Genomic DNA, 17966 nt, shown 5'->3' on the forward strand with positions numbered 1-17966 from the left:
CCGTGGTCCCGGAGCGCCCACCGCAGTCCCCCAGTTCTCAGGGAGAGCCCGCACATGGCACCGCGCATCCTGCTCGCCCGGCACGGCCAGACCCAGTGGTCGGTCCAGGGCAATCACACCGGCAGGACCGACATCCCGCTGCTCGACTCCGGGCGTGAGGGCGCCGAGCTGCTGGGGCAGCGGCTGCACCGCGCCCCCTGGTCCGGGCTGCCGGACACCGACGTCCGCACCAGCCCGCTGGTCCGGGCCTCCGAGACCTGCGACCTGGCCGGCTTCGGGGACCGCGCGGAGAACTGGGACGCGCTGATGGAGTGGGACTACGGGGAGTACGAGGGGCTCACCCCGGCGCAGATCAAGGCGGACCGGCCCGACTGGCTGATCTGGCGCGACGGCGTGCCCGGCGGGGAGTCCACCGCCGACATGACCGCGCGTGCCGACGGGGTCGTCGAACGGGTGCGCTCCGGGGAACGGGACGTGCTCGTCTTCGCGCACGGCCACATCCTGCGCTCGCTCGCCGCGCGCTGGCTGGGCGAGGACCTGATGTTCGGCGCCCGCATCCGGCTGGAGCCGACCTCGCTCTCCGTGCTGGGCTGGGCCTACGGGATGCCCGCCGTCGAGCGGTGGAACGACACCGGCCACCTGGAACGCTGAGCACGGCCGGCGCGGGGGCGCCGGCGGGTGCGGGCCCGCCGGCCACCGCCGCCGGGGCCCGGGCTCAGTCCTGGCGCGCGGCGGTGTACCGCTCCAGCAGGCCCGCCACCGCGGTCGCGCCCCGGTCGGCGGCCAGCACGCGTACCGTGCCCGCCAGCATGGTCCGGATGCGCGACGACCTGACCCGGTCCAGCAGGTCCAGCACCTGGTGCGCGGAGCGGACCGCCTCGTCCGCCGCACCGGCCCGCGCCAGGTCTCCGGCCAACTGGGCGCGGTAGAGCGCGAGGTTCCTGGTGAAGTGCGGGTCCTGGAGGGCGGTGGCCCGCCGGCCGTGGCGGGTCGCCCGGGGCCAGTCGCCCAGCGCCGACCAGCACTGCGCTTCCAGCAGGTGCATCTCCGCCTCGCGGAAGAAGGTCATCCACTCGGGGTCGCGCTCGGCCGGCCCCCGTTCGAACGCGGACCGGGCCCGCGCGATCGCCCGGTCGCAGCCCGTACGGTCGCCGAGCCCCGCCCGGCCGCCCGCCTCGCGCAGCGCGAGCAGGGCCAGCAGCCGGTGCGAGCCGACCGAACGGGCCGCCCGCTGTCCGGCTTCCGCCGCCTGGACCGCCTCCCTCGGCCGCCCGGCGTCCCGGGCCAGGAACGAGGTGTTGCAGAAGGCGTGCGCCTCGAGCGCGTCGTCCCCCGCGACCCGGGCGGTGGCCAGCGCTTCCGCGTAGTAGGAACGCGCGTCCTCGAACCGGCCGGAGTCGTGCGCCAGCCAGCCCACCGAGAGGGCCAGTTCACCGGCTCCCGCGTGCAGCCGGTCGGCGGTGGCACGGCGGGTGGGCACCCCCGAGTCGAGCAGGGCGTACGCGGCCCGCAGGGGCTGGGCGGCGCGGCGGTGGAGCCCGCCGCCGCCGTGCTGGTCGTCGAGGACGCGGATCTCGCGCACCGCCTCCTCCACGGAACGCACCTCGGCTTCGCCCGCCCGTCGCTGGGCGGGCAGGACGACCGGGGTTCCGGCGGCCCGGTGGGCGCCGATCCCGATCGACGCGGCCGCCACACTGGTGGTGCCGCTCGTCATGAACACGCGACGCAGCACGTCGCTCTCCTCGATGTCGCTGGGTACGGAGAGGGCCGCGGCCGGGTTGCCGGCCAGGTCCCGCCAGGTCCCCGCCGGAAGGCGGGCGCGCGCCGAACGCCCGCGCACGCTCTCCCGGTCCGGGAAGCCCAGGTCCCCCAAGCTGGCGCCGGGGAACATGTGCAGGAAGACCCGTTCGTACGCGTAGTTCGGGCACCGGATCTCGCCGGACTCCACGCGGCCGATGTAACGGGCGTCACAGGCGACCTGCTCCCCGATCTCCCGGGCGGCCCTGCGGACGGCTGCCGCGAACTCTCCCGCCGAGCGCTGTCCGCGCAGCCGGCGGAAGACGAGGTTGGGAACGGCCCGTGACGACACCATGGCGTGGCCCTCTCTGGTGCAGCCGGGCGCATGCCTCAGGTGTCCCGGCGGAGCAAGAACGTACCTGGTGTGACGGGCCGTTCATGCAGCGTTTCGCGACAAACGAGGGCATTTCGGCCATGATCCGCCATGAACTGCCACCCTTTGCGGCGGCTCGGCACCGTAGCCCTTGACGTGGTCGGGCCGTTGGTCCATGCGGAGACGGGGCGTGGCTCCGTACGGCGAAGACAGGAGGGGTTCCCATGCTTCACCTCGGCACGGAGACCGGCCCATGGACCACTGCGGCCACCTCGAAGGACGCGGGGGCGCCGCCGGCCGTTCCGCCGCACGCGACATCCGCCCCGATCGGGGGGTGCGCCGCACACCCGTGCGATCTCGTCACCGTTCCCGCCCGGCAAGGACTGGAGGCCGTGGACATCCTCCGCCGGGGCGCCGCCCTGGTCGCGGTGGGACCCGTGCTCCACGACGGGTCCGGTGACACCGTCGGCTTCCTGGTCCCGCACGGCACCGCCGCGGGCTGGGACGTCCCGGGCAGCGCCTGTACGAGCACCGAGGGCCGCGGGCTGCGCCTCCCCGCGAGTCTCGCCGCGGACGCCGGACCGGGCGCCGGACCGATCGCCGCCGACGGGCCGCCGCTCTCCGGAACGGACTGGCTGCTGCCCCCGGCCGAGGACGCCCCGGTCACCGACCCTGCCGCTCTGCGGGCCGCGCTCGACCAGGCGGCCCGGATGATCGAAGCGGCCGACAACTGCCGTTGAGCCCATAATGTCCAGGTGGGCGGGGTCGTCCCGGGATCCTTCCCGGCGGTGCCCCCGCCCCAGCCGGCCCCCGCGCGACCAGGACGCGGAGCCGGCCGGACCGAGCAGCGAGGGCGGACGGACGTGGCACGTCGAGGAGGGGCGGCGGGGAAGGCGAAGCCCGGCAACCGCGCCGGGCGGACGACGGACCGGGCCGAGCGGCCGGGCCGTTCCGACCGGTCGGGGCGCGGGCGCGAGGCGCGCACCGCGACGGTCGACGGCGGCCGTGCCGAGCTGACCCCCGACGCGGAACGGCCGAACGCCTGGACCCTCCTGCTGGACGGGGCCCCGCAGTCCCACGTGGACCTCGACGACCCGGCGTACCTCTCCTTCGAGTACCAGCGCAGGATCGGCCACGTCATCGACCTCGCCGCACCCCCGCAGACCCCGCTGCACGTCCTGCACCTGGGCGGCGGGGCCTTCACCCTCGCCCGCTACACCGCCGCCACCCGCCCCCGCTCCACCCAGCAGATCGTCGAGATCGACGCCGCGCTCGTCGCGTTCGTCCGCCGGGAACTCCCGCTCGACCCGCAGGCGCGGGTCCGGGTCCGCGCCCTGGACGCCCGCGCGGGGCTCGGGAAGATACCCGACGGCTGGGCCGACCTCGTCGTCGCCGACGTGTTCGGCGGAGCCCGCACCCCCGCGCACCTGACGACCACGGAGTTCCTCGCCGAGGTACGGCGGGTGCTCGGGCCGGGCGGGAGTTACGTCGCCAACCTCGCCGACGGCCCGCCGCTCGCGCACCTGCGCGGCCAGATCGCCACCGCCGCCGCGCACTTCCCCGAACTCGCCCTCGCCGCCGATCCCACCGTCTGGCGCGGCCGCCGCTTCGGCAACGCGGTCCTCGTCGCCTCCGACCGGCCCCTCGCCGTCGCCGAACTGACCCGCCGGGTCGCCACCGACCCGCACCCCGGCCGTGTCGAACACGGCCGCGCCCTCGCCGACTTCACCGGCGGGGCCACCGTCGTCACCGACGCGGCCGCCAAGGCGTCCCCGGCGCCCCCGCCGCACGCGTTCGACTGAGCCGCGGCCGGGCGGCCGCGGCTCCGCGGCCGCCCGGACCGGCCCCGCTCACCCCGCCCGGTTCACCGCCGAGAGCACCGCCAGGACCGAGGCCGTCAGCACCGAGGTGTCCCGGCCCGCACCCCAGACCACCCGGCCGCCGACCCGGCACTCCGCGTACGCCATCGCCGGGCTGTCCTGGCCGCCGCTCGTCGCGTGCTGGGTGAAGCCGAGGATCTCCACCTCGTGACCGGCGCCCGCCAACGCGCGGACGAACGCCGACAGGGGCCCATTGCCGGTGCCCTCGAAGTCGCCCGTCCTCTCCCCGCCGCCGCACTCGGTGCGCAGGATGCACACGAACCGGTGCTCCCCGCCCTCGGTGGGACGGGTGGTCCACTCCTCCAGCGCGAGCCGGCCGTCCCGGCCCGGGGTCAGGTACGTCGCCGTGAACAGCTCCCACAGGTCCTTCGCGGTCGCCTCCTCGCCGCTCTCGTCGGTCGCCCTCTGCACCGTGCGGGAGAAGTCGGCCCGCATCCGGCCGGGCAGGTCCACCCCGTGGGTGGAGTGCAGCAGATGGGCGATCCCGCCCTTGCCGGACTGGCTGTTGACCCGGATGACCGCCTCGTAGCCGCGCCCCACGTCCGCCGGGTCGATCGGCAGGTACGGCACCTCCCAGGTCGGTGATCCGGTGCGCTCGTGGTGCGCGAACCCCTTGCTGATCGCGTCCTGGTGGGTGCCGGAGAACGCGGTGTACACCAGGTCGCCGGCGTACGGGTGGCGCGGCGGCACCGCCAGCCGGTTGCAGTGCTCGACGGTGCGGCGGATCTCGTCGATGTCCGAGAAGTCCACCATCGGGTCGACCCCCTGGGAGTGCAGGTTCAGGGCCAGGTTCACCAGATCGACGTTGCCGGTGCGCTCGCCGTTGCCGAAGAGGCAGCCCTCCACCCGCTGCGCCCCGGCCAGTACGGCGAGTTCGGCGCAGGCCACCCCGGTGCCCCGGTCGTGGTGCGGGTGGACGGAGAGGATCACCGACTCCCTGCGGTCCAGGGAGCGGTGCATGTACTCGATCTGATCCGCGTAGACGTTCGGTGTCGCGATCTCCACCGTGGCGGGCAGGTTGTGGATCACCGGACGGTCCGGTGAGGCGTCCCAGAGCGCCGTCAGCCCGTTGCAGACCTCCAGGACGAAGTCCGGCTCGGTCAGCACGAACACCTCGGGGGAGAACTCGAACCGGATCGTCGTCGCGGACCGCTCCCCGGCCAGCCGGTCCATCAGCTCCGCCGCCTCCCGCACGGTGGTCCAGAGCTGGGCGCGGTCCCGGCGCAGGACGACGTCGCGCCAGACGGGGGCGGTCGGGATGTAGAGGTGGACCACCGCCCGGTCCAGACCGGCCACCGACGCGAAGGTCCGCTCGATCAGCTCCGGCCTGGCCGGGGTGAAGACGACGGGGGTCACGTCTTCCGGGACTGCGTCGCTCTCCACCAGATGGCGGACGAAGTCGAAGTCCGTCCGGCTTGCGGAGGGGTAGCCGACCTCGATCTCCTTGAACCCCATGGTGACCAGCAGGTCGAACATCCGCCGCTTGCGCGGGGTGTCCATCGGTTCGGCCAGCGCCTGATTGCCGTCACGCAGGTCGACGGGGACCCACAGGGGCGCCTTCTCGATCCGCGCGTCCGGCCAACGGCGCTCCACTGCGGGGACGTTCACCCGGTCGAAGGCCGACCGGTAGCGGTGCGAGGGCATGGAGCTCGCCCGCTGCGGGTTCCACGCGGGGGATCCGGCGGGCACCGGACCGCGCGGCGTGCGGAGGGTGGGGAAGCTGTGCGTCGTGGGCATCGGGACGGGAGTTCCTTCTGGGGTCGCCGGACGCGACCGGCGCGGCACGGCACCCCGCGGCGGGGTGCCGGTCGCTTCAGGCCCCGCCGCGGCAGCCGAGAAGAAGGAGACCGCTGAGCGTCATGCCGGTACAGTAGCCACACTTCAAGTCTTCAGACAACCCGACAGGTGAACGCGTGTCCTCCCTCGGCCCCCTCCGCCCCAGCCCGCTCGTCGACCAGGCCACCGCCCATCTGCGGGAACAGATCACCGGCGGCAACTGGCCCGTCGGCACGAAGATCCCGGGCGAGACCACCCTCGCCAAGACCCTCGGCGTCGGCCGCTCCACCGTCCGTGAGGCCGTCCGCACTCTCGCCGCGACCGGCATGCTCCAGTCCCGCCAGGGCGCCGGCATCTTCGTCGTCGCCGACCGCCCCCACGAGGACTGGCCGGCCCGGCTGCGCCGGGCGTCGGTCACCGACATCTACGAGGTCCGCATGCTCATCGAGGTGCAGGCCGCCCGGCTCGCCGCCGAACGCCGCACCGACGACGACATCACCGTCCTGGAGGGGGCCATGGACGCCCGGCGGGCCGCCAGTGGGTGGGGCGACGCGGAGTTCGTCGACGCCGACATCGCCCTGCACCGGGCGGTGGTCGCCGCCGCCCACAACCCCGTCCTCACCGACCTCTTCGGCGAGTTCGCCCCGGCGCTGCGCCAGGGGCTCATCGACCTGGTCGATCTGCTCGACCTGCGGGCGGAGCACCCCGGCCACGGCGAGGACACCCACGCGGCGCTCGTCCGCGCCGTCGTGGACGGGGACGGGGAGGCGGCCGGGCGGCTGACCACGGCCGACCTGGAGGCCACCCTCGCCCTGCTGCGCGGTGCGTGAGCGGCGCCCTCAGGTGCCGGTGGCCTCCTGCCACTCCTGCGCGTACTCGTCGAAGATCACCCGCAGGTGGTGGCCGATCCGGAGGTAGTCCAGGTCGTCGAGGTTGGCGAGGGAGACGCGTACCGACCACTCGGGGCCGTCGAAACCGCCGCCGTTGAGCAGCACCACCCCGGTCTGCTCGGCGAGCCGGAAAAGCGGGTCCACCGGCTCGTAGTTCTGCTCCAGGAAGTCGGCGAACGCCCTGCCCCGCACCCGCTCGGCCTCCGCGAGCAGGTCCAGCTCGATGTAGTACGCCGCGCGCTTCGGGTCCTCCGAGATCTTCATGTGCACCCCCTCCAGCAGGAGTTCGAGCCGCTGCTGGACGATGGCGCGGATCCGGTGCTTGTACGCCTGCCCCTCGTCCAGCATGTCGAAGAGCGAGAAGAGCACCATCATCACCTGCTGGGGGAGGGAGAGCCCGGCCGTGTGGTTCAGCGCCACCTGACGGGAGTCGGCCACCAGCCGGTCGATGAACCGGATCTTCTCCGGTTCGAGCGACAGCGTCCCGTACCGCCGGTCGAGCCGTTCCTTCCACTCTGGGGAGTGCGCCGCCAGCATCTCGTCGATCACGTTGTCGTCGTGCAGACCGATCACGCCGAGCCGCCAGCCCGTCGCGCCGTAGTGCTTGGAGTACGAGTACACCAGCAGGGTGTTGCGCGGCAGATCGGCGGCGAGCGAGCGGAACCCCTCCACGAACGTCCCGTAGACGTCGTCGGTCACCACGATCAGACGCGGGTTCGCGTCCGCCACGATCCCCGCGATCTGGTCGGCGACCCGCTGGGAGAGCGCCAGCGAGGGCGGATTGCTCGGGTTGACGCAGCAGACGAGCTTCACCGAGGGATCCGCCAGCTTGGCGACCTCCTCCTCCGGGTAGCGCCACTGCCGCACACCCGTCTCCGTGAAGAGGCTCGCCTCCACCCGCACCACGTCGAAGTCGTACGTGTCCAGCTCGGGGATCTCCAGGTAGGGCGTGAACACCGGCACCATCAGGGCGATGCGGTCACCCTTCGCCAGGATGCCGTTCTTCATCAGCGAGTCGAAGATGTAGCACATCGCGGCCGTGCCGCCCTCGGTGGCGAACAGGCTCAGGTTCTGGTCCGGGGGCGGCCTGTGGTCGAACATCTCGTCGGCCACGTACGCCCGGACGATCCGCTCCGTGTGGTGCAGGATCCGGTCCGGGACCGGGTAGTTGTCGCCGATCGACGAGTCCGCCATCTCGTGGACGAACGCGTCGGGATCGAAGCCGAAGCGCTTCACCGCCAGCTCGAACGAGGCCTGGAGCAGCTCCATCCCCGGCAGGTCGGGATGAGCCCGCGCGAAGGACGCGAACCGCTCGGCGCAGCCCTTCAGCTCGGGCATCCCGCCGAGGTTGTCCGCCGTCCAGACGCGCTTGCACTCGGAGAGCGCGAAGTAACCGAGCGCGTGGTACGCCTCGCGCGGCCCGGTCGCGACCCAGTTCGGGTTGCCCCGGCCCGCGTTGAGCATCGCGCGCATCGCCTGACCCTTCTGGCCGGGCCGGTCGCTCTGCGAGGTTTGGGCGATCCGGATGAACATGTCCTTGAGTTCGAACGGGCTGAGCCGCGCGTACGACCGGATCTCTTCCCGGCTGAGGCTGGTCCTGGGCATGGCGGTGTCCCTTTCCGGTGGGTCGGAGGTCGAGGGTGCGTCAGTGGTTGAGGAGGACGATCACGGCGCCCCACACGGTCAGCAGGACGTTGCCGACGGCGTAGGGAATCGTGTAGCCGAGCGTCGGGATCTGGGACTTCGACGTCTCGTTGAGCGCTCCGATCGCCGCCGTCGTGGTCTGGCCGCCGGCCAGTACGCCCATCAGGACGGGGAAACGGATGCGCTGGACGTAGTGCCCGAACAGGAAGCCCACGAGCAGTGGGACCACGGTCGCGACGGCACCGAGCAACAGCAGGCCCCAGCCGGCCTCGGAGAGACCGCTCGTGAAGCTCGGTCCGGCGTTGATGCCGACGACGGCCACGAAGACACACAGCCCCAGGGTGTCCATGAACCACTGCGCGCCCGGCGGCACGTTGCCGTACGTCGGGTACTTGGCGCGGATCCAGCCGAAGACCAGCCCCATGATGAGGCCGCCCCCCGAGGTCGACAGCGAGATCGGTACCCCGCCCGCCGTGAGCGCGGGGATGCCCAGACAGCCGCCGAGGAAGACACCGAGCCCGACCCAGACCATGTCCGTGGCGAAACTGGTCGGCACGGGCTTGCCGATCGCCTGCGCGGCCGGGCCGACGAGGCGCTCCGGGCCGGTCAGGACGAGGGTGTCGCCCCGCTCCACCCGCGTGGTCAGCCGGTAGGGGAACTCCGAGCCCGCCCGGTAGAGACGGTCGACGTACACCCCGACCATGAAGGGCTCCCGGCGCAGCTCCTCGATCGTCCGGCCGAGTTGCGCCTTCTGGGAGGCGACGACGTGCAAGGACTCGGTCCGGTAGCCGAGCAGCTCCACGTCGTCGGCCTCGGGGCCGATGTGCGTACGGGCGTCGAAGTCGACGAGGTCGTGGCGGAGCGCGCTGACGGCGACGGTGTCGCCGGTCTCCAGGAGCCGCTCCTGCGAGGGCTCCAGCACGGTGCCGTCGCGCCGGACCGCGGTGAGGTAGATGCGGCGCCCGAAACCCCGCTGCTGCCGCTCGACGTCCTCGACGCTCCGGCCGACGAGGTCCGGGCGCTCGACCCGGTAGGCGCGCAGCACCACCTCGTAGTAGCCCGCGCCCTCGTCGGGGTTCTCGTCGGGGGCGTCCAGCTCGGCGGCGAGTTCGGCGCTCTCCTCGGCGAGGTCGCGGCGGTAGAGCCGTGGCAGCACGTTGGCGAGCAGCATCGCGCAGAGGATCGTGCCGAGGGGGTACGTCACGGCGTACCCGACGGCGACCAGGTTCTCCTCGGACTTCACCTGGGCGGAGGAGAGCCCCGGCAGCGAGCCGATCGCGTCCTGCGCGACACCGATGGCCGCCGACTGGGTGAGCGCCCCGCTCATCAGGCCGGCACCGAGCCCGGGGCCGTACCCCAGCAGGTTCGCGAAGAGCCAGGAGACCAGCAGCCCGGACACGCAGACCACGACCGCGTTCAGCACCTGGGGGAGGCCGTCCCTGCGCAGACCGCGGAAGAACTGCGGCCCGACGCGGTAACCGAGGGCGAACAGGAACATGATGAAGAAGAGGTTCTTCACCGTGTCGTCGATCTGGATCCCGAACTGCGCGCCGAGCACCAGCCCGACCACCAGACAGCCGGTGACCACGCCCAGGGCGATGGTGCGGTAACGCACCTTTCCCAGCAGGAAGCCCAGGGCGACCACCAGGAAGACCAGGAGTTCGGGGTGGGGCTGGAAGACGTTCCGGTTCAGGAAGTCGATCATTCAGGCCCCCAGGACGCCGACGAGGATCGGTCCGGTCAACGGCAGCAGGAAGTTGGAGAGGGTGTACGTGATCGTGTAACCGAGCAGGGGCACCGAGCTCTGCGCCACCTGGGTGACAGCGGTGATGGCGGGCGTGGAGCACTGCTGCCCGGCGATGGCACCGATCAGCAGCGGCTTCTCGATCCTCAGCAGTCTTCGGCCGATGATCAGGGAGAGCGTCGCGGGCACCAGCACCATGGCGATGCCGGCGAGCGGCAGCAGGGCGCCGTACTCCTTGAGCAGTGGCCAGGCCTGCGGTCCGGCGGCCAGCCCGGTGCACGCGATGAAGACGGCGAGCCCCATGTCCTTCAAGGTCGTCGCGGCCTGCGGGGGGAACGCGCCGAAGGTCTGTCTGCGCGAGCGGAACCATCCGAAGAGCAGGCCCGAGATCAGACAGCCGCCGCCGGTGCCGAGCGACAGGGGGATGTCCCCGGCGTGGACGACGATCTGGCCGAGCAGGGAGCCGGCCACGATCCCGAGCCCCAGGTAGATGAAGTCCGTGGAATCGTTCTTGACCACCGCCCCGATCTTCGCGACCACCTTCTTCAGGCCGTTCCGCGCCCCCACCAGGGTGAGGACGTCACCCCGGTAGAGCGTGGTCTCGCCGGTGGCCGGGAGGTGCTGGTCGTTGCGGACGACGTCGGTGATGTAGACCCCGTCCTCGCGGAACTCGGGGTGCGTACGCTCCAGGGCGTCGATGGACCTGCCGTGCGTCGCCTTCTCCGTCACGGCGACCTGGCTGGTGGCGAGGGGAGTGTCCAGCCCCGGAATGGCGGGTGTCTCGGGGCCGATCTCACGCCCCGCGTCGATGATGGCCGACCGCCGCCCCACGACTTGGACCAGGTCACTGAGGGTGAGTTCGAGGCCGGGGGAGGGGGTCAGGAGCTTGCTGCCCCGCTTGACGCCCTCGACCGTGACCCGGCCACCGAGCGCCTGCTCCAGCCCGCCCACGGTACGCCCGTCGGCGAGCGTCACCAGGTAGGTCCGGCCCACCGTGCTGGGCAGCGCCTCCCGTTCGTCGGACTCCAGTCCGGAGGAACCGCCGCGCATCCGCTCCCAGAGCTCGCGGGAGGCCTCCGCCAGGTTGATGCGCAGCAGCATCGGCATGATCTGGCTGGTCAGCAGCACGATGGTGATGAGACCGAAGAGGTAGCAGACCGTGTACGCGGTGGCGACGTGCCCCTGGTACTGACCGACCTGCTCGGCGGTCAGGCCGCTGAGCTTCCCGATGGCCTCGGTGGCCGTACCCACGACCGCGGACTCGGTGGCGGCCCCGGCGAGGATGCCGGACGCGGTGCCGACGTCCAGGTCGAAGGCCTTGGCCAGCCCGTACGCGATGCCGAGCACGCAGACCAGCTCGATGAGGCAGAGAGCGAAGTACCGCAGGCTGCCGCGGTTCAGGTTGGCGAAGAACTGCGGCCCCGCCATGTACCCCAGCGAGAAGATGAAGAGGGCGAAGAAGACCGTCTTGACGTCGTCGTCGACACTGACGTGCCGGGTGCCCAGGAGCAGCGAGACGATCAGCGTGCCGCAGATGCCGCCGAGGGTGATCGGCCCGACGTGTGCCTTGCCCACCAGGTAGCCGAGGGCGAGACAGAGGAAGAGGGCGAGTTCGGGGTGGTCGCGGAGAACCCCCATACCGCGTCAGCCTCGCCGGGCAAAAGTGATGATGAGTGACATAGGGGAGAAAGTACCAAGGGTGCGGAGAGGTGGCACGGCGACGGCGCGGCGGGGCGGCGCCCCCTGGTTGCGAGAAGCTCTCTCCTGCGCGTCCCGCCCCTCCTGCGCGACCCGGCGGGTCCCGCGGGGCGGTGGGGGAAGATCGTGCGGCCTTCGAGGAAAGAACACGATCGGGCCACAGTCGGCGCTCGTGATTGCTTCGGGCGGGGTCCCTGTTCACTTTTCGGCGGGACCCCTGACGCTCGGACCGGGTAAAGAACCGGCCAGCGGGTAGGGCTCGTTGAGGGTTGGCGTGTTCTGAGCGGTGGGGCCCTCCCCGCCCGGTGAACCGGCTCCCACCTGCGGGGATTCGTTGAGGGTGTGTCAACGAACCGAACACCTCGCCAATTGGCAAGCCCTGTGCGGGACACGGTCTCGTGACTTGCCGGACACGCTCGCGCAACGGAAGCGTCTTCAAGTCTTGACACCCACCCCCTTGAGGCAGCAACCTTCCGTCATCGGCGCATGGGAGCGCTCCCACATCGCACACCCGTTTCAACGTGCGATCGGCACTGCCCGTGCTTCCCCCCAGTACAACCTGGCGCGGCACTCACGGCGCCTGGGTCCCGCAGTGAGTCAACCGCCAGTCACACCCTGGAAATAGGAGTAGTGGAATGCGCATCACCCGCAACGTCGCAGGTCGACGCCGTAGAGCCGCGATCGTGGCCACCACTGGCCTGACGGCCACCGCCCTGCTGCTCACGGGCTGCAGCGACTCGTCGGACGACGAGGGCAGCAGCACCGACGCCGCCGGCGGCAACATCACGCTGACCGTCGCCGACTTCGGCCAGTTCGGGTACAAGGAAGCCGGTCTCTTCGCCGAGTACCACAAGCTCCACCCGAACATCACGGTCAAGGAAGACACCACGGCCGACGAGAAGGTCTACTACCCGAAGCTGCTCCAGCAGCTGAACTCGGGCAGCGGCCTGGCGGACGTCCAGGGTCTGGAGGTCGGCCGCATCAAGGAGCTGACCGACACCAAGGGTGACCAGTTCGCGGACCTGAGCAAGGTCATCAGCGCGACGGACTTCGTCTCGTGGAAGGCCAAGCAGGCCACCACCGCGAGCGGGGCGCTCATCGGCGCCGGCACGGACATCGGCCCGATGTCGCTCTGCTTCAACACGGAGCTCTTCAAGAAGGCCGGCCTGCCGACCGACCGCACCGAGGTCGCCAAGCTGGTCGAGGGCGGCTGGGAGGACTACCTCAAGCTCGGTGAGACCTACAAGAAGAAGGCCCCCGCGGGCACCTTCTTCATGGACTCCGCCAGCGCGATGTTCAACGCCGTGGTCAGCTCGAACGCGAAGCAGTACTACGACGAAGACGGCAAGGCGATCTACAAGGACAGCCCCAGCGTCAAGCAGGGCTGGAACCTGGCCGCCGAGGCTGCCGACAAGAAGCTGACCCAGGGCCTCGCCCAGTTCAGCGACCCGTGGGCCGCCGCGCTCCGCAAGGGCACCATCGCCACCGTCGCCTGCCCGGCGTGGATGGCCGGTCAGATCTCGGTCAACGCCGGTGACGCCAACAAGGGCAAGTGGGACATCACCAGCGCGCCGGGTGCCACCGCCGCCAACTGGGGTGGCTCCTTCCTCGGTGTTCCGAGCTCCGGCAAGCACGTCGACGAGGCCATCAAGCTCGTCGCCTGGCTGACCGCCCCCGAGCAGCAGGCCGCCGTCTTCAAGGCGATCGGTTCCTTCCCGTCCAACAAGGGTGCGTACGACCTGCCGGGCGTCAAGGACGCCAAGCTGCCGTACTTCAACGACGCCCCCATCGGTGAGATCTACGCCGGTGAGGCCAACGCCATCCCCGAGGCCGTTCTCGGCCCGAAGGACGCGACCATCAAGGACACCATCTCCACCCAGATCAACAACATGGAGCAGCGCGGCACGAGCCCGGACGACGCCTGGGACGCCGCGACCAAGGCGATCGACAAGGTGATCGGCTGATCCCCGGCGGTGCGGAAGGTCCACGGGCCTCCCGCACCGCCTCGGCGTGCGCCCGCCACCCCGTCCGGGGCGGGCGCACGCCACCCGCCCGTTCGCCCGGGCCGCCCGCACACCGGGCCCGGGCGAACGGGCGGCAGGAAGAACCGCCGGTACGCACCTCACCGGCACGCACCGCACGTACGCCGCACCACCGCACCGGGAACCACCGCACCACCGCACCACCGCACCACCGCACGAAGCGTCGCCCGCACCGCTGGGCACCGGTCCCTCCGGCACGCCGCCAGGCCGTTCCACCGGCCCCGCCGGCCCGCCGCCCGAGGTCCGACCGGGGAGACGAACCGCCGGCCTCCCCGGCCCGTGGACGCGGGCACACACTGGTTTTCACGGGCTCACCGGTTCGCCGCGCAGGCGCCGAGAGCCCGTCGCCGCACCGACGTACGACCGGCCTCCCCGGCCCGCACCACCCCGTCCGTCACCCGCCGGTTCCGCACAGCCGGCCCGGTACGGACGGCTCCCGCCCACTTCGCCCCACCCGACCGGTACCGCTCCGCACCCCACCGGGACGCGCAGTCCCGTATCCGGGCCGGCCCGGTACCGATCGACGCGCCCGCCGGCGCACCCCAGGGAAGGACTCCCGCCCGTGGCAACCTCGACCCCCACCCGGGACGCCTACGTCCCGCCGCCCCGTGGTTCCCGCCAGAAACCGGCGAGCAGCCGGCAGACCTGGCGGAGCCGGATGTGGCGGTTCGACGACAAGGTGTCCCCGTACGCGTACATCGCTCCGTTCTTCCTGGTCTTCGGGGCCTTCGGCCTCTACCCGCTCATCTACACCGGCTGGATCGCCCTCCACCGCGTCGAGATGACCGGCATGGACCAGATGGAATGGGTCGGCTTCGACAACTTCACGAAGATCCTCCAGGACTCCGAGTTCTGGACGGCCGTCTCCAACACGTTCCTGATCGGTGTCATCTCCACCGTTCCGCAGCTCCTGGTGGCGCTGGGCCTGGCCCACCTGCTCAACTACAAGCTGCGTGCCAGCACCTTCTGGCGCACCGTCATCCTCACGCCGTACGCGACCTCGGTCGCCACCGCGGCCCTCGTCTTCGCCCTGGTCTTCCGGACCGACGGCGGGCTCCTCAACTGGGTCCTGCACTTCATCGGCCTCGGCGACACCAACTGGGCCAACGGCCACTGGACCTCGAAGGTCGCCATCTCGGTCATGGTGATCTGGCGCTGGACCGGTTACAACGCGCTGATCTACCTCGCCGCGATGCAGGCCGTGCCGGCCGACCTCTACGAGGCGGCCTCACTGGACGGCGCCAACCGCTGGCAGCAGTTCCTCAAGGTGACCATCCCCTCGCTGCGGCCGACGATCCTCTTCACGATCGTCATCTCCACCATCGGCTCCATGCAGCTGTTCGGTGAGCCGCTGCTGCTGGAAGGCGGCCAGATCGGCTCCTCCGGCGGCACCGAGAACCAGTACGAGACGCTCAGCATCTACCTGTACAACTACGGCTGGAACCTCGGACACCTCGGCATGTCCGCCGCCGTGGCCTGGGCCATGCTCGCCCTCCTGCTGGCCATCGCGCTGATCAACTGGATCATCGGCCGCTTCGTACGCCGTTCCGCGGCCTGACCGGGAGCGATACCTCTCATGACCATCACCAGCACCCCCGCCAAGGTCTCCGCCCCCGGGCGTCCGAAGCCGGACCGCCGCGCGCCCCGCAAGGCTCGCCTCGCCATGGGCGCGGGCGACACCCACAAGGCCGGGCCGTTCACCTACATCGCGCTGATCGTCATCGGCATCGGCTCCATCCTGCCGCTGTACTGGACGTTCGTCGCCGCCTCGCACACCCAGGACGAGGTCCTGGCCAGCACGCCGCCGTTCCTGCCGGGCGGCCGGCTCTGGCACAACCTCCAGGCCGCCTGGGAGGGCGCCGCCCTCGGCAAGGCGATCGTCAACACCCTCATCGTCTCGGCGTCCATCACCGCCGCGACGCTGTTCTTCTGCACCCTCGCCGGCTACGCCTTCGCCAAGATGCGCTTCAAGGGCCGCGGCTGGCTGATGACCGCGGTCATCGCCACCCTGACGATCCCGCCGCAGCTCAGCGTCGTCCCGCTCTTCATGATGATGTCGGACATCGGGTGGAGCGGAAAGCTCGAGTCGGTGATCTTCCCGACCCTGGTCAGCGCGTTCGGTGTCTTCTTCATGCGGCAGTACCTGCTGGAGGCGCTTCCGTACGAGCTGATCGAGGCCGCCAAGATCGACGGCGCGAGCAACTTCCGCATCGTGCTCAGCGTGGTGCTGCCGGTGGCGCGCCCCGCGATGATGGTGCTCGGCATGCTCACCTTCGTCCAGGCGTGGAACGACTTCTTCTGGCCGTACCTCGCGCTCAACCAGCAGAACCCCACGATCCAGGTGGCCCTCGGCCAGCTGAGCGCCTCGTACACGCCGGACCAGTCGATCGTCATGGCGGGCGCCCTGATCAGTACGCTTCCCCTGCTGGTGGTGTTCGTGGTCTTCGGCAAGCAGATCGTCGGCGGCATCATGTCCGGCGCGGTCAAGGGCTGATACACCCCGGCCCGTACCCTCCGGTACCCCGCGCGCCGCCCTCACGGTGCCCGCGCGGGCCCGGAGCCCCCTCTTCCTCTTCATCCATGGGAGCGCTCCCGCATGACAGCTGTACGCCCTGACCTCGCGCCCAAGCAGGCCGTCGACGCCACCGTCTTTCCGCCCGGATTCGTCTGGGGCGCGGCCACCGCGGCCTACCAGGTCGAAGGCGCCGCCGCGGAAGACGGCCGTACGCCGTCCATCTGGGACACCTTCTCCCGCACGCCCGGCAAGGTCCGCAACGGTGACACCGGGGACATCGCCGGAGACCACTACCACCGCTACCGCGACGACGTGGCGATGATGAAGGACCTGGGCCTCGGCGCCTACCGCTTCTCCATCTCCTGGTCCCGCGTGCAGCCGACCGGCCGCGGTCCGGCCGTCGAGCGCGGCCTCGACTTCTACCGCAAGCTCGTCGACGAGCTGCTCGAAGCGGGCATCCAGCCCGTCGCGACCCTCTACCACTGGGACCTCCCGCAGGAGTTGGAGGACGCCGGCGGCTGGCCCGAGCGCGCCACCGCCGAGCGGTTCGCCGACTACGCGGCGATCATGGCCGGCGCCCTCGGCGACCGCGTCGGCACGTGGACCACGCTCAACGAGCCCTGGTGCTCCGCCTACCTCGGTTACGCCTCGGGCGTCCACGCCCCCGGCCGTACCGACCCCGGCGCGTCGCTCCAGGCGGCCCACCACCTCAACCTCGCCCACGGACGGGCGATCGAGGCTCTGCGCGCTTCCATCCCCGCCAGTGCGCAGACCTCGGTCACCCTCAACCTCCACCAGGTGCGCCCGCTCAGCGACGCCCCCGGCGACGTCGACGCGGCCCGCCGCATCGACGCGGTCGGCAACCGGGTCTTCACCGGCCCGATCCTGCACGGCGCGTACCCCGAGGACCTGATCGCCGACACCAAGCACCTCGTCGACTGGTCGAAGCTGGTGCACGACGGCGACCTGGCGACGATCTCCCGCCCGATCGACGTCCTCGGCATCAACTACTACGCGCCGACCCTGGTCACCGACCCTTCGGAGGGCGGTGCGGAGAGCAACAGCCACGCGCACGGCGCCAGTTCGCACTCGCCGTGGCCCGGCTCCGAGCACGTCGCCTTCCACAAGGCCGACGGCAAGCCCGTCACCGCGATGGACTGGTCCATCGACCCGGACGGTCTGCACGCCCTGCTGACGGAGACCGCCCGCGAGTTCCCGGACGTGGCCCTCATGGTCACCGAGAACGGCGCCGCCTTCGACGACTACGTCTCGCCCGAGGGCCGTGTCGAGGACCCCGAGCGCATCGCGTACCTGCACGGCCACATCGACGCCGTCCGTCGCGCCATCGCCGACGGTGTCGACGTCCGCGGCTACTTCCTCTGGTCGCTGATGGACAACTTCGAGTGGGCGTACGGCTATTCGAAGCGCTTCGGCATGGTGTACGTCGACTACGCCACGCAGACCCGCACCCCCAAGGCGAGTGCCCACTGGTACGCCGACGTGATCCGCCGGCACGGACTCCCGCAGTCCTGACGCACCGTCCTCCTGCGGGCACGGACCCGGGGGTTCCGGGGAGTCGGGGCCGCCTGACCGGCCCCGACTCCCCGGAACCCCCCTCGGCGCAGACGGCCTCCCCGCCCACCTGCGTCCCGCGAGGGCGCACCACA

Annotated in this window: 13 protein-coding genes; 8 read left to right on the forward strand and 5 right to left on the reverse strand. The window is 71.4% G+C overall.

Features of this window, described 5'->3' with window-relative positions:
• The first annotated feature begins 54 nt into the window (after positions 1-54).
• Complete coding sequence (locus tag PZB77_RS20490; protein WP_275494066.1) at positions 55-651, forward strand: histidine phosphatase family protein; 597 nt, start codon at positions 55-57, stop codon at positions 649-651.
• 64 nt (positions 652-715) lie between these two features.
• On the opposite strand, the gene PZB77_RS20495 is transcribed toward PZB77_RS20490, so the two are convergent.
• The gene (locus PZB77_RS20495) at positions 716-2092 is read right to left on the reverse strand and encodes a tetratricopeptide repeat protein (RefSeq protein ID WP_275494067.1); all 1377 of its coding nucleotides are present in this window, start codon (positions 2090-2092) and stop codon (positions 716-718) included.
• 242 nt (positions 2093-2334) lie between these two features.
• On the opposite strand from PZB77_RS20495, the gene PZB77_RS20500 reads away from it, so the two are divergent.
• Together PZB77_RS20500 and PZB77_RS20505 are read left to right on the forward strand one after the other, a co-directional pair.
• Positions 2335-2850: a hypothetical protein gene (locus PZB77_RS20500; RefSeq protein WP_275494068.1), complete on the forward strand. Its 516-nt coding sequence runs from the start codon at positions 2335-2337 to the stop codon at positions 2848-2850.
• Positions 2851-2973: 123 nt separating this feature from the next.
• The gene (locus PZB77_RS20505; protein WP_275494069.1) at positions 2974-3912 is read left to right on the forward strand and encodes a fused MFS/spermidine synthase; all 939 of its coding nucleotides are present in this window, start codon (positions 2974-2976) and stop codon (positions 3910-3912) included.
• A 48-nt stretch (positions 3913-3960) separates the two neighbouring features.
• On the opposite strand, the gene PZB77_RS20510 is transcribed toward PZB77_RS20505, so the two are convergent.
• Positions 3961-5727 (reverse strand): 2-isopropylmalate synthase, encoded by a 1767-nt coding sequence (locus PZB77_RS20510; RefSeq protein WP_275494070.1) that lies wholly within the window; start codon positions 5725-5727, stop codon positions 3961-3963.
• 176 nt (positions 5728-5903) lie between these two features.
• Between PZB77_RS20510 and PZB77_RS20515 the strand changes: the two genes are divergently transcribed.
• Complete coding sequence (locus PZB77_RS20515) at positions 5904-6596, forward strand: FadR/GntR family transcriptional regulator (RefSeq protein WP_275494071.1); 693 nt, start codon at positions 5904-5906, stop codon at positions 6594-6596.
• A gap of 9 nt (positions 6597-6605) precedes the next feature.
• On the opposite strand, the gene PZB77_RS20520 is transcribed toward PZB77_RS20515, so the two are convergent.
• The 3 genes from PZB77_RS20520 to aspT (PZB77_RS20530) are packed head-to-tail and all read right to left on the reverse strand — an operon-like array spanning position 6606 to position 11682.
• Positions 6606-8261 carry a bifunctional aspartate transaminase/aspartate 4-decarboxylase gene (locus PZB77_RS20520; protein ID WP_275494072.1) on the reverse strand — a complete coding sequence of 552 codons (1656 nt, stop codon included), beginning with the start codon at positions 8259-8261 and terminating at the stop codon, positions 6606-6608.
• 40 nt (positions 8262-8301) lie between these two features.
• Entirely contained in the window at positions 8302-10005 is a 1704-nt protein-coding gene (gene aspT, locus PZB77_RS20525; RefSeq protein WP_275494073.1) for an aspartate-alanine antiporter, read from the reverse strand.
• The gene (aspT, locus tag PZB77_RS20530; protein WP_275494074.1) at positions 10006-11682 is read right to left on the reverse strand and encodes an aspartate-alanine antiporter; all 1677 of its coding nucleotides are present in this window, start codon (positions 11680-11682) and stop codon (positions 10006-10008) included. It lies immediately after the preceding gene.
• Positions 11683-12377: 695 nt separating this feature from the next.
• Between aspT (PZB77_RS20530) and PZB77_RS20535 the strand changes: the two genes are divergently transcribed.
• The 4 genes from PZB77_RS20535 to PZB77_RS20550 all read left to right on the forward strand — a co-directional run bounded on the left by PZB77_RS20535 (position 12378) and on the right by PZB77_RS20550 (position 17832).
• Positions 12378-13706, forward strand: coding sequence for an extracellular solute-binding protein (locus PZB77_RS20535; protein ID WP_275494075.1), 1329 nt, complete (start codon positions 12378-12380; stop codon positions 13704-13706).
• Positions 13707-14346: 640 nt separating this feature from the next.
• On the forward strand, positions 14347-15342 hold the full coding sequence (locus PZB77_RS20540; RefSeq protein ID WP_275494076.1) for a sugar ABC transporter permease: 996 nt from the start codon (positions 14347-14349) through the stop codon (positions 15340-15342).
• Between the two features lie 105 nt (positions 15343-15447).
• Complete coding sequence (locus PZB77_RS20545) at positions 15448-16278, forward strand: carbohydrate ABC transporter permease (RefSeq protein ID WP_275496146.1); 831 nt, start codon at positions 15448-15450, stop codon at positions 16276-16278.
• A 102-nt stretch (positions 16279-16380) separates the two neighbouring features.
• Entirely contained in the window at positions 16381-17832 is a 1452-nt protein-coding gene (locus tag PZB77_RS20550; RefSeq protein ID WP_275494077.1) for a GH1 family beta-glucosidase, read from the forward strand.
• Positions 17833-17966: the final 134 nt, after the last annotated feature.

This window comes from Streptomyces sp. AM 2-1-1 (genome assembly GCF_029167645.1).
Classification (GTDB): domain Bacteria; phylum Actinomycetota; class Actinomycetes; order Streptomycetales; family Streptomycetaceae; genus Streptomyces.

Bases quoted from the DNA above. Each gene is read 5' to 3' on its own strand.
- PZB77_RS20535 (WP_275494075.1), top strand. From the start codon at position 12,378: ATGCGCATCACCCGCAACGTCGCAGGTCGACGCCGTAGAGCCGCGATC.
- aspT (WP_275494074.1), bottom strand. From the start codon at position 11,682: ATGGGGGTTCTCCGCGACCACCCCGAACTCGCCCTCTTCCTCTGTCTC.
- PZB77_RS20550 (WP_275494077.1), top strand. From the start codon at position 16,381: ATGACAGCTGTACGCCCTGACCTCGCGCCCAAGCAGGCCGTCGACGCC.
- PZB77_RS20500 (WP_275494068.1), top strand. From the start codon at position 2,335: ATGCTTCACCTCGGCACGGAGACCGGCCCATGGACCACTGCGGCCACC.
- PZB77_RS20490 (WP_275494066.1), top strand. From the start codon at position 55: ATGGCACCGCGCATCCTGCTCGCCCGGCACGGCCAGACCCAGTGGTCG.
- PZB77_RS20545 (WP_275496146.1), top strand. From the start codon at position 15,448: ATGGGCGCGGGCGACACCCACAAGGCCGGGCCGTTCACCTACATCGCG.
- PZB77_RS20510 (WP_275494070.1), bottom strand. From the start codon at position 5,727: ATGCCCACGACGCACAGCTTCCCCACCCTCCGCACGCCGCGCGGTCCG.
- aspT (WP_275494073.1), bottom strand. From the start codon at position 10,005: ATGATCGACTTCCTGAACCGGAACGTCTTCCAGCCCCACCCCGAACTC.
- PZB77_RS20495 (WP_275494067.1), bottom strand. From the start codon at position 2,092: ATGGTGTCGTCACGGGCCGTTCCCAACCTCGTCTTCCGCCGGCTGCGC.
- PZB77_RS20520 (WP_275494072.1), bottom strand. From the start codon at position 8,261: ATGCCCAGGACCAGCCTCAGCCGGGAAGAGATCCGGTCGTACGCGCGG.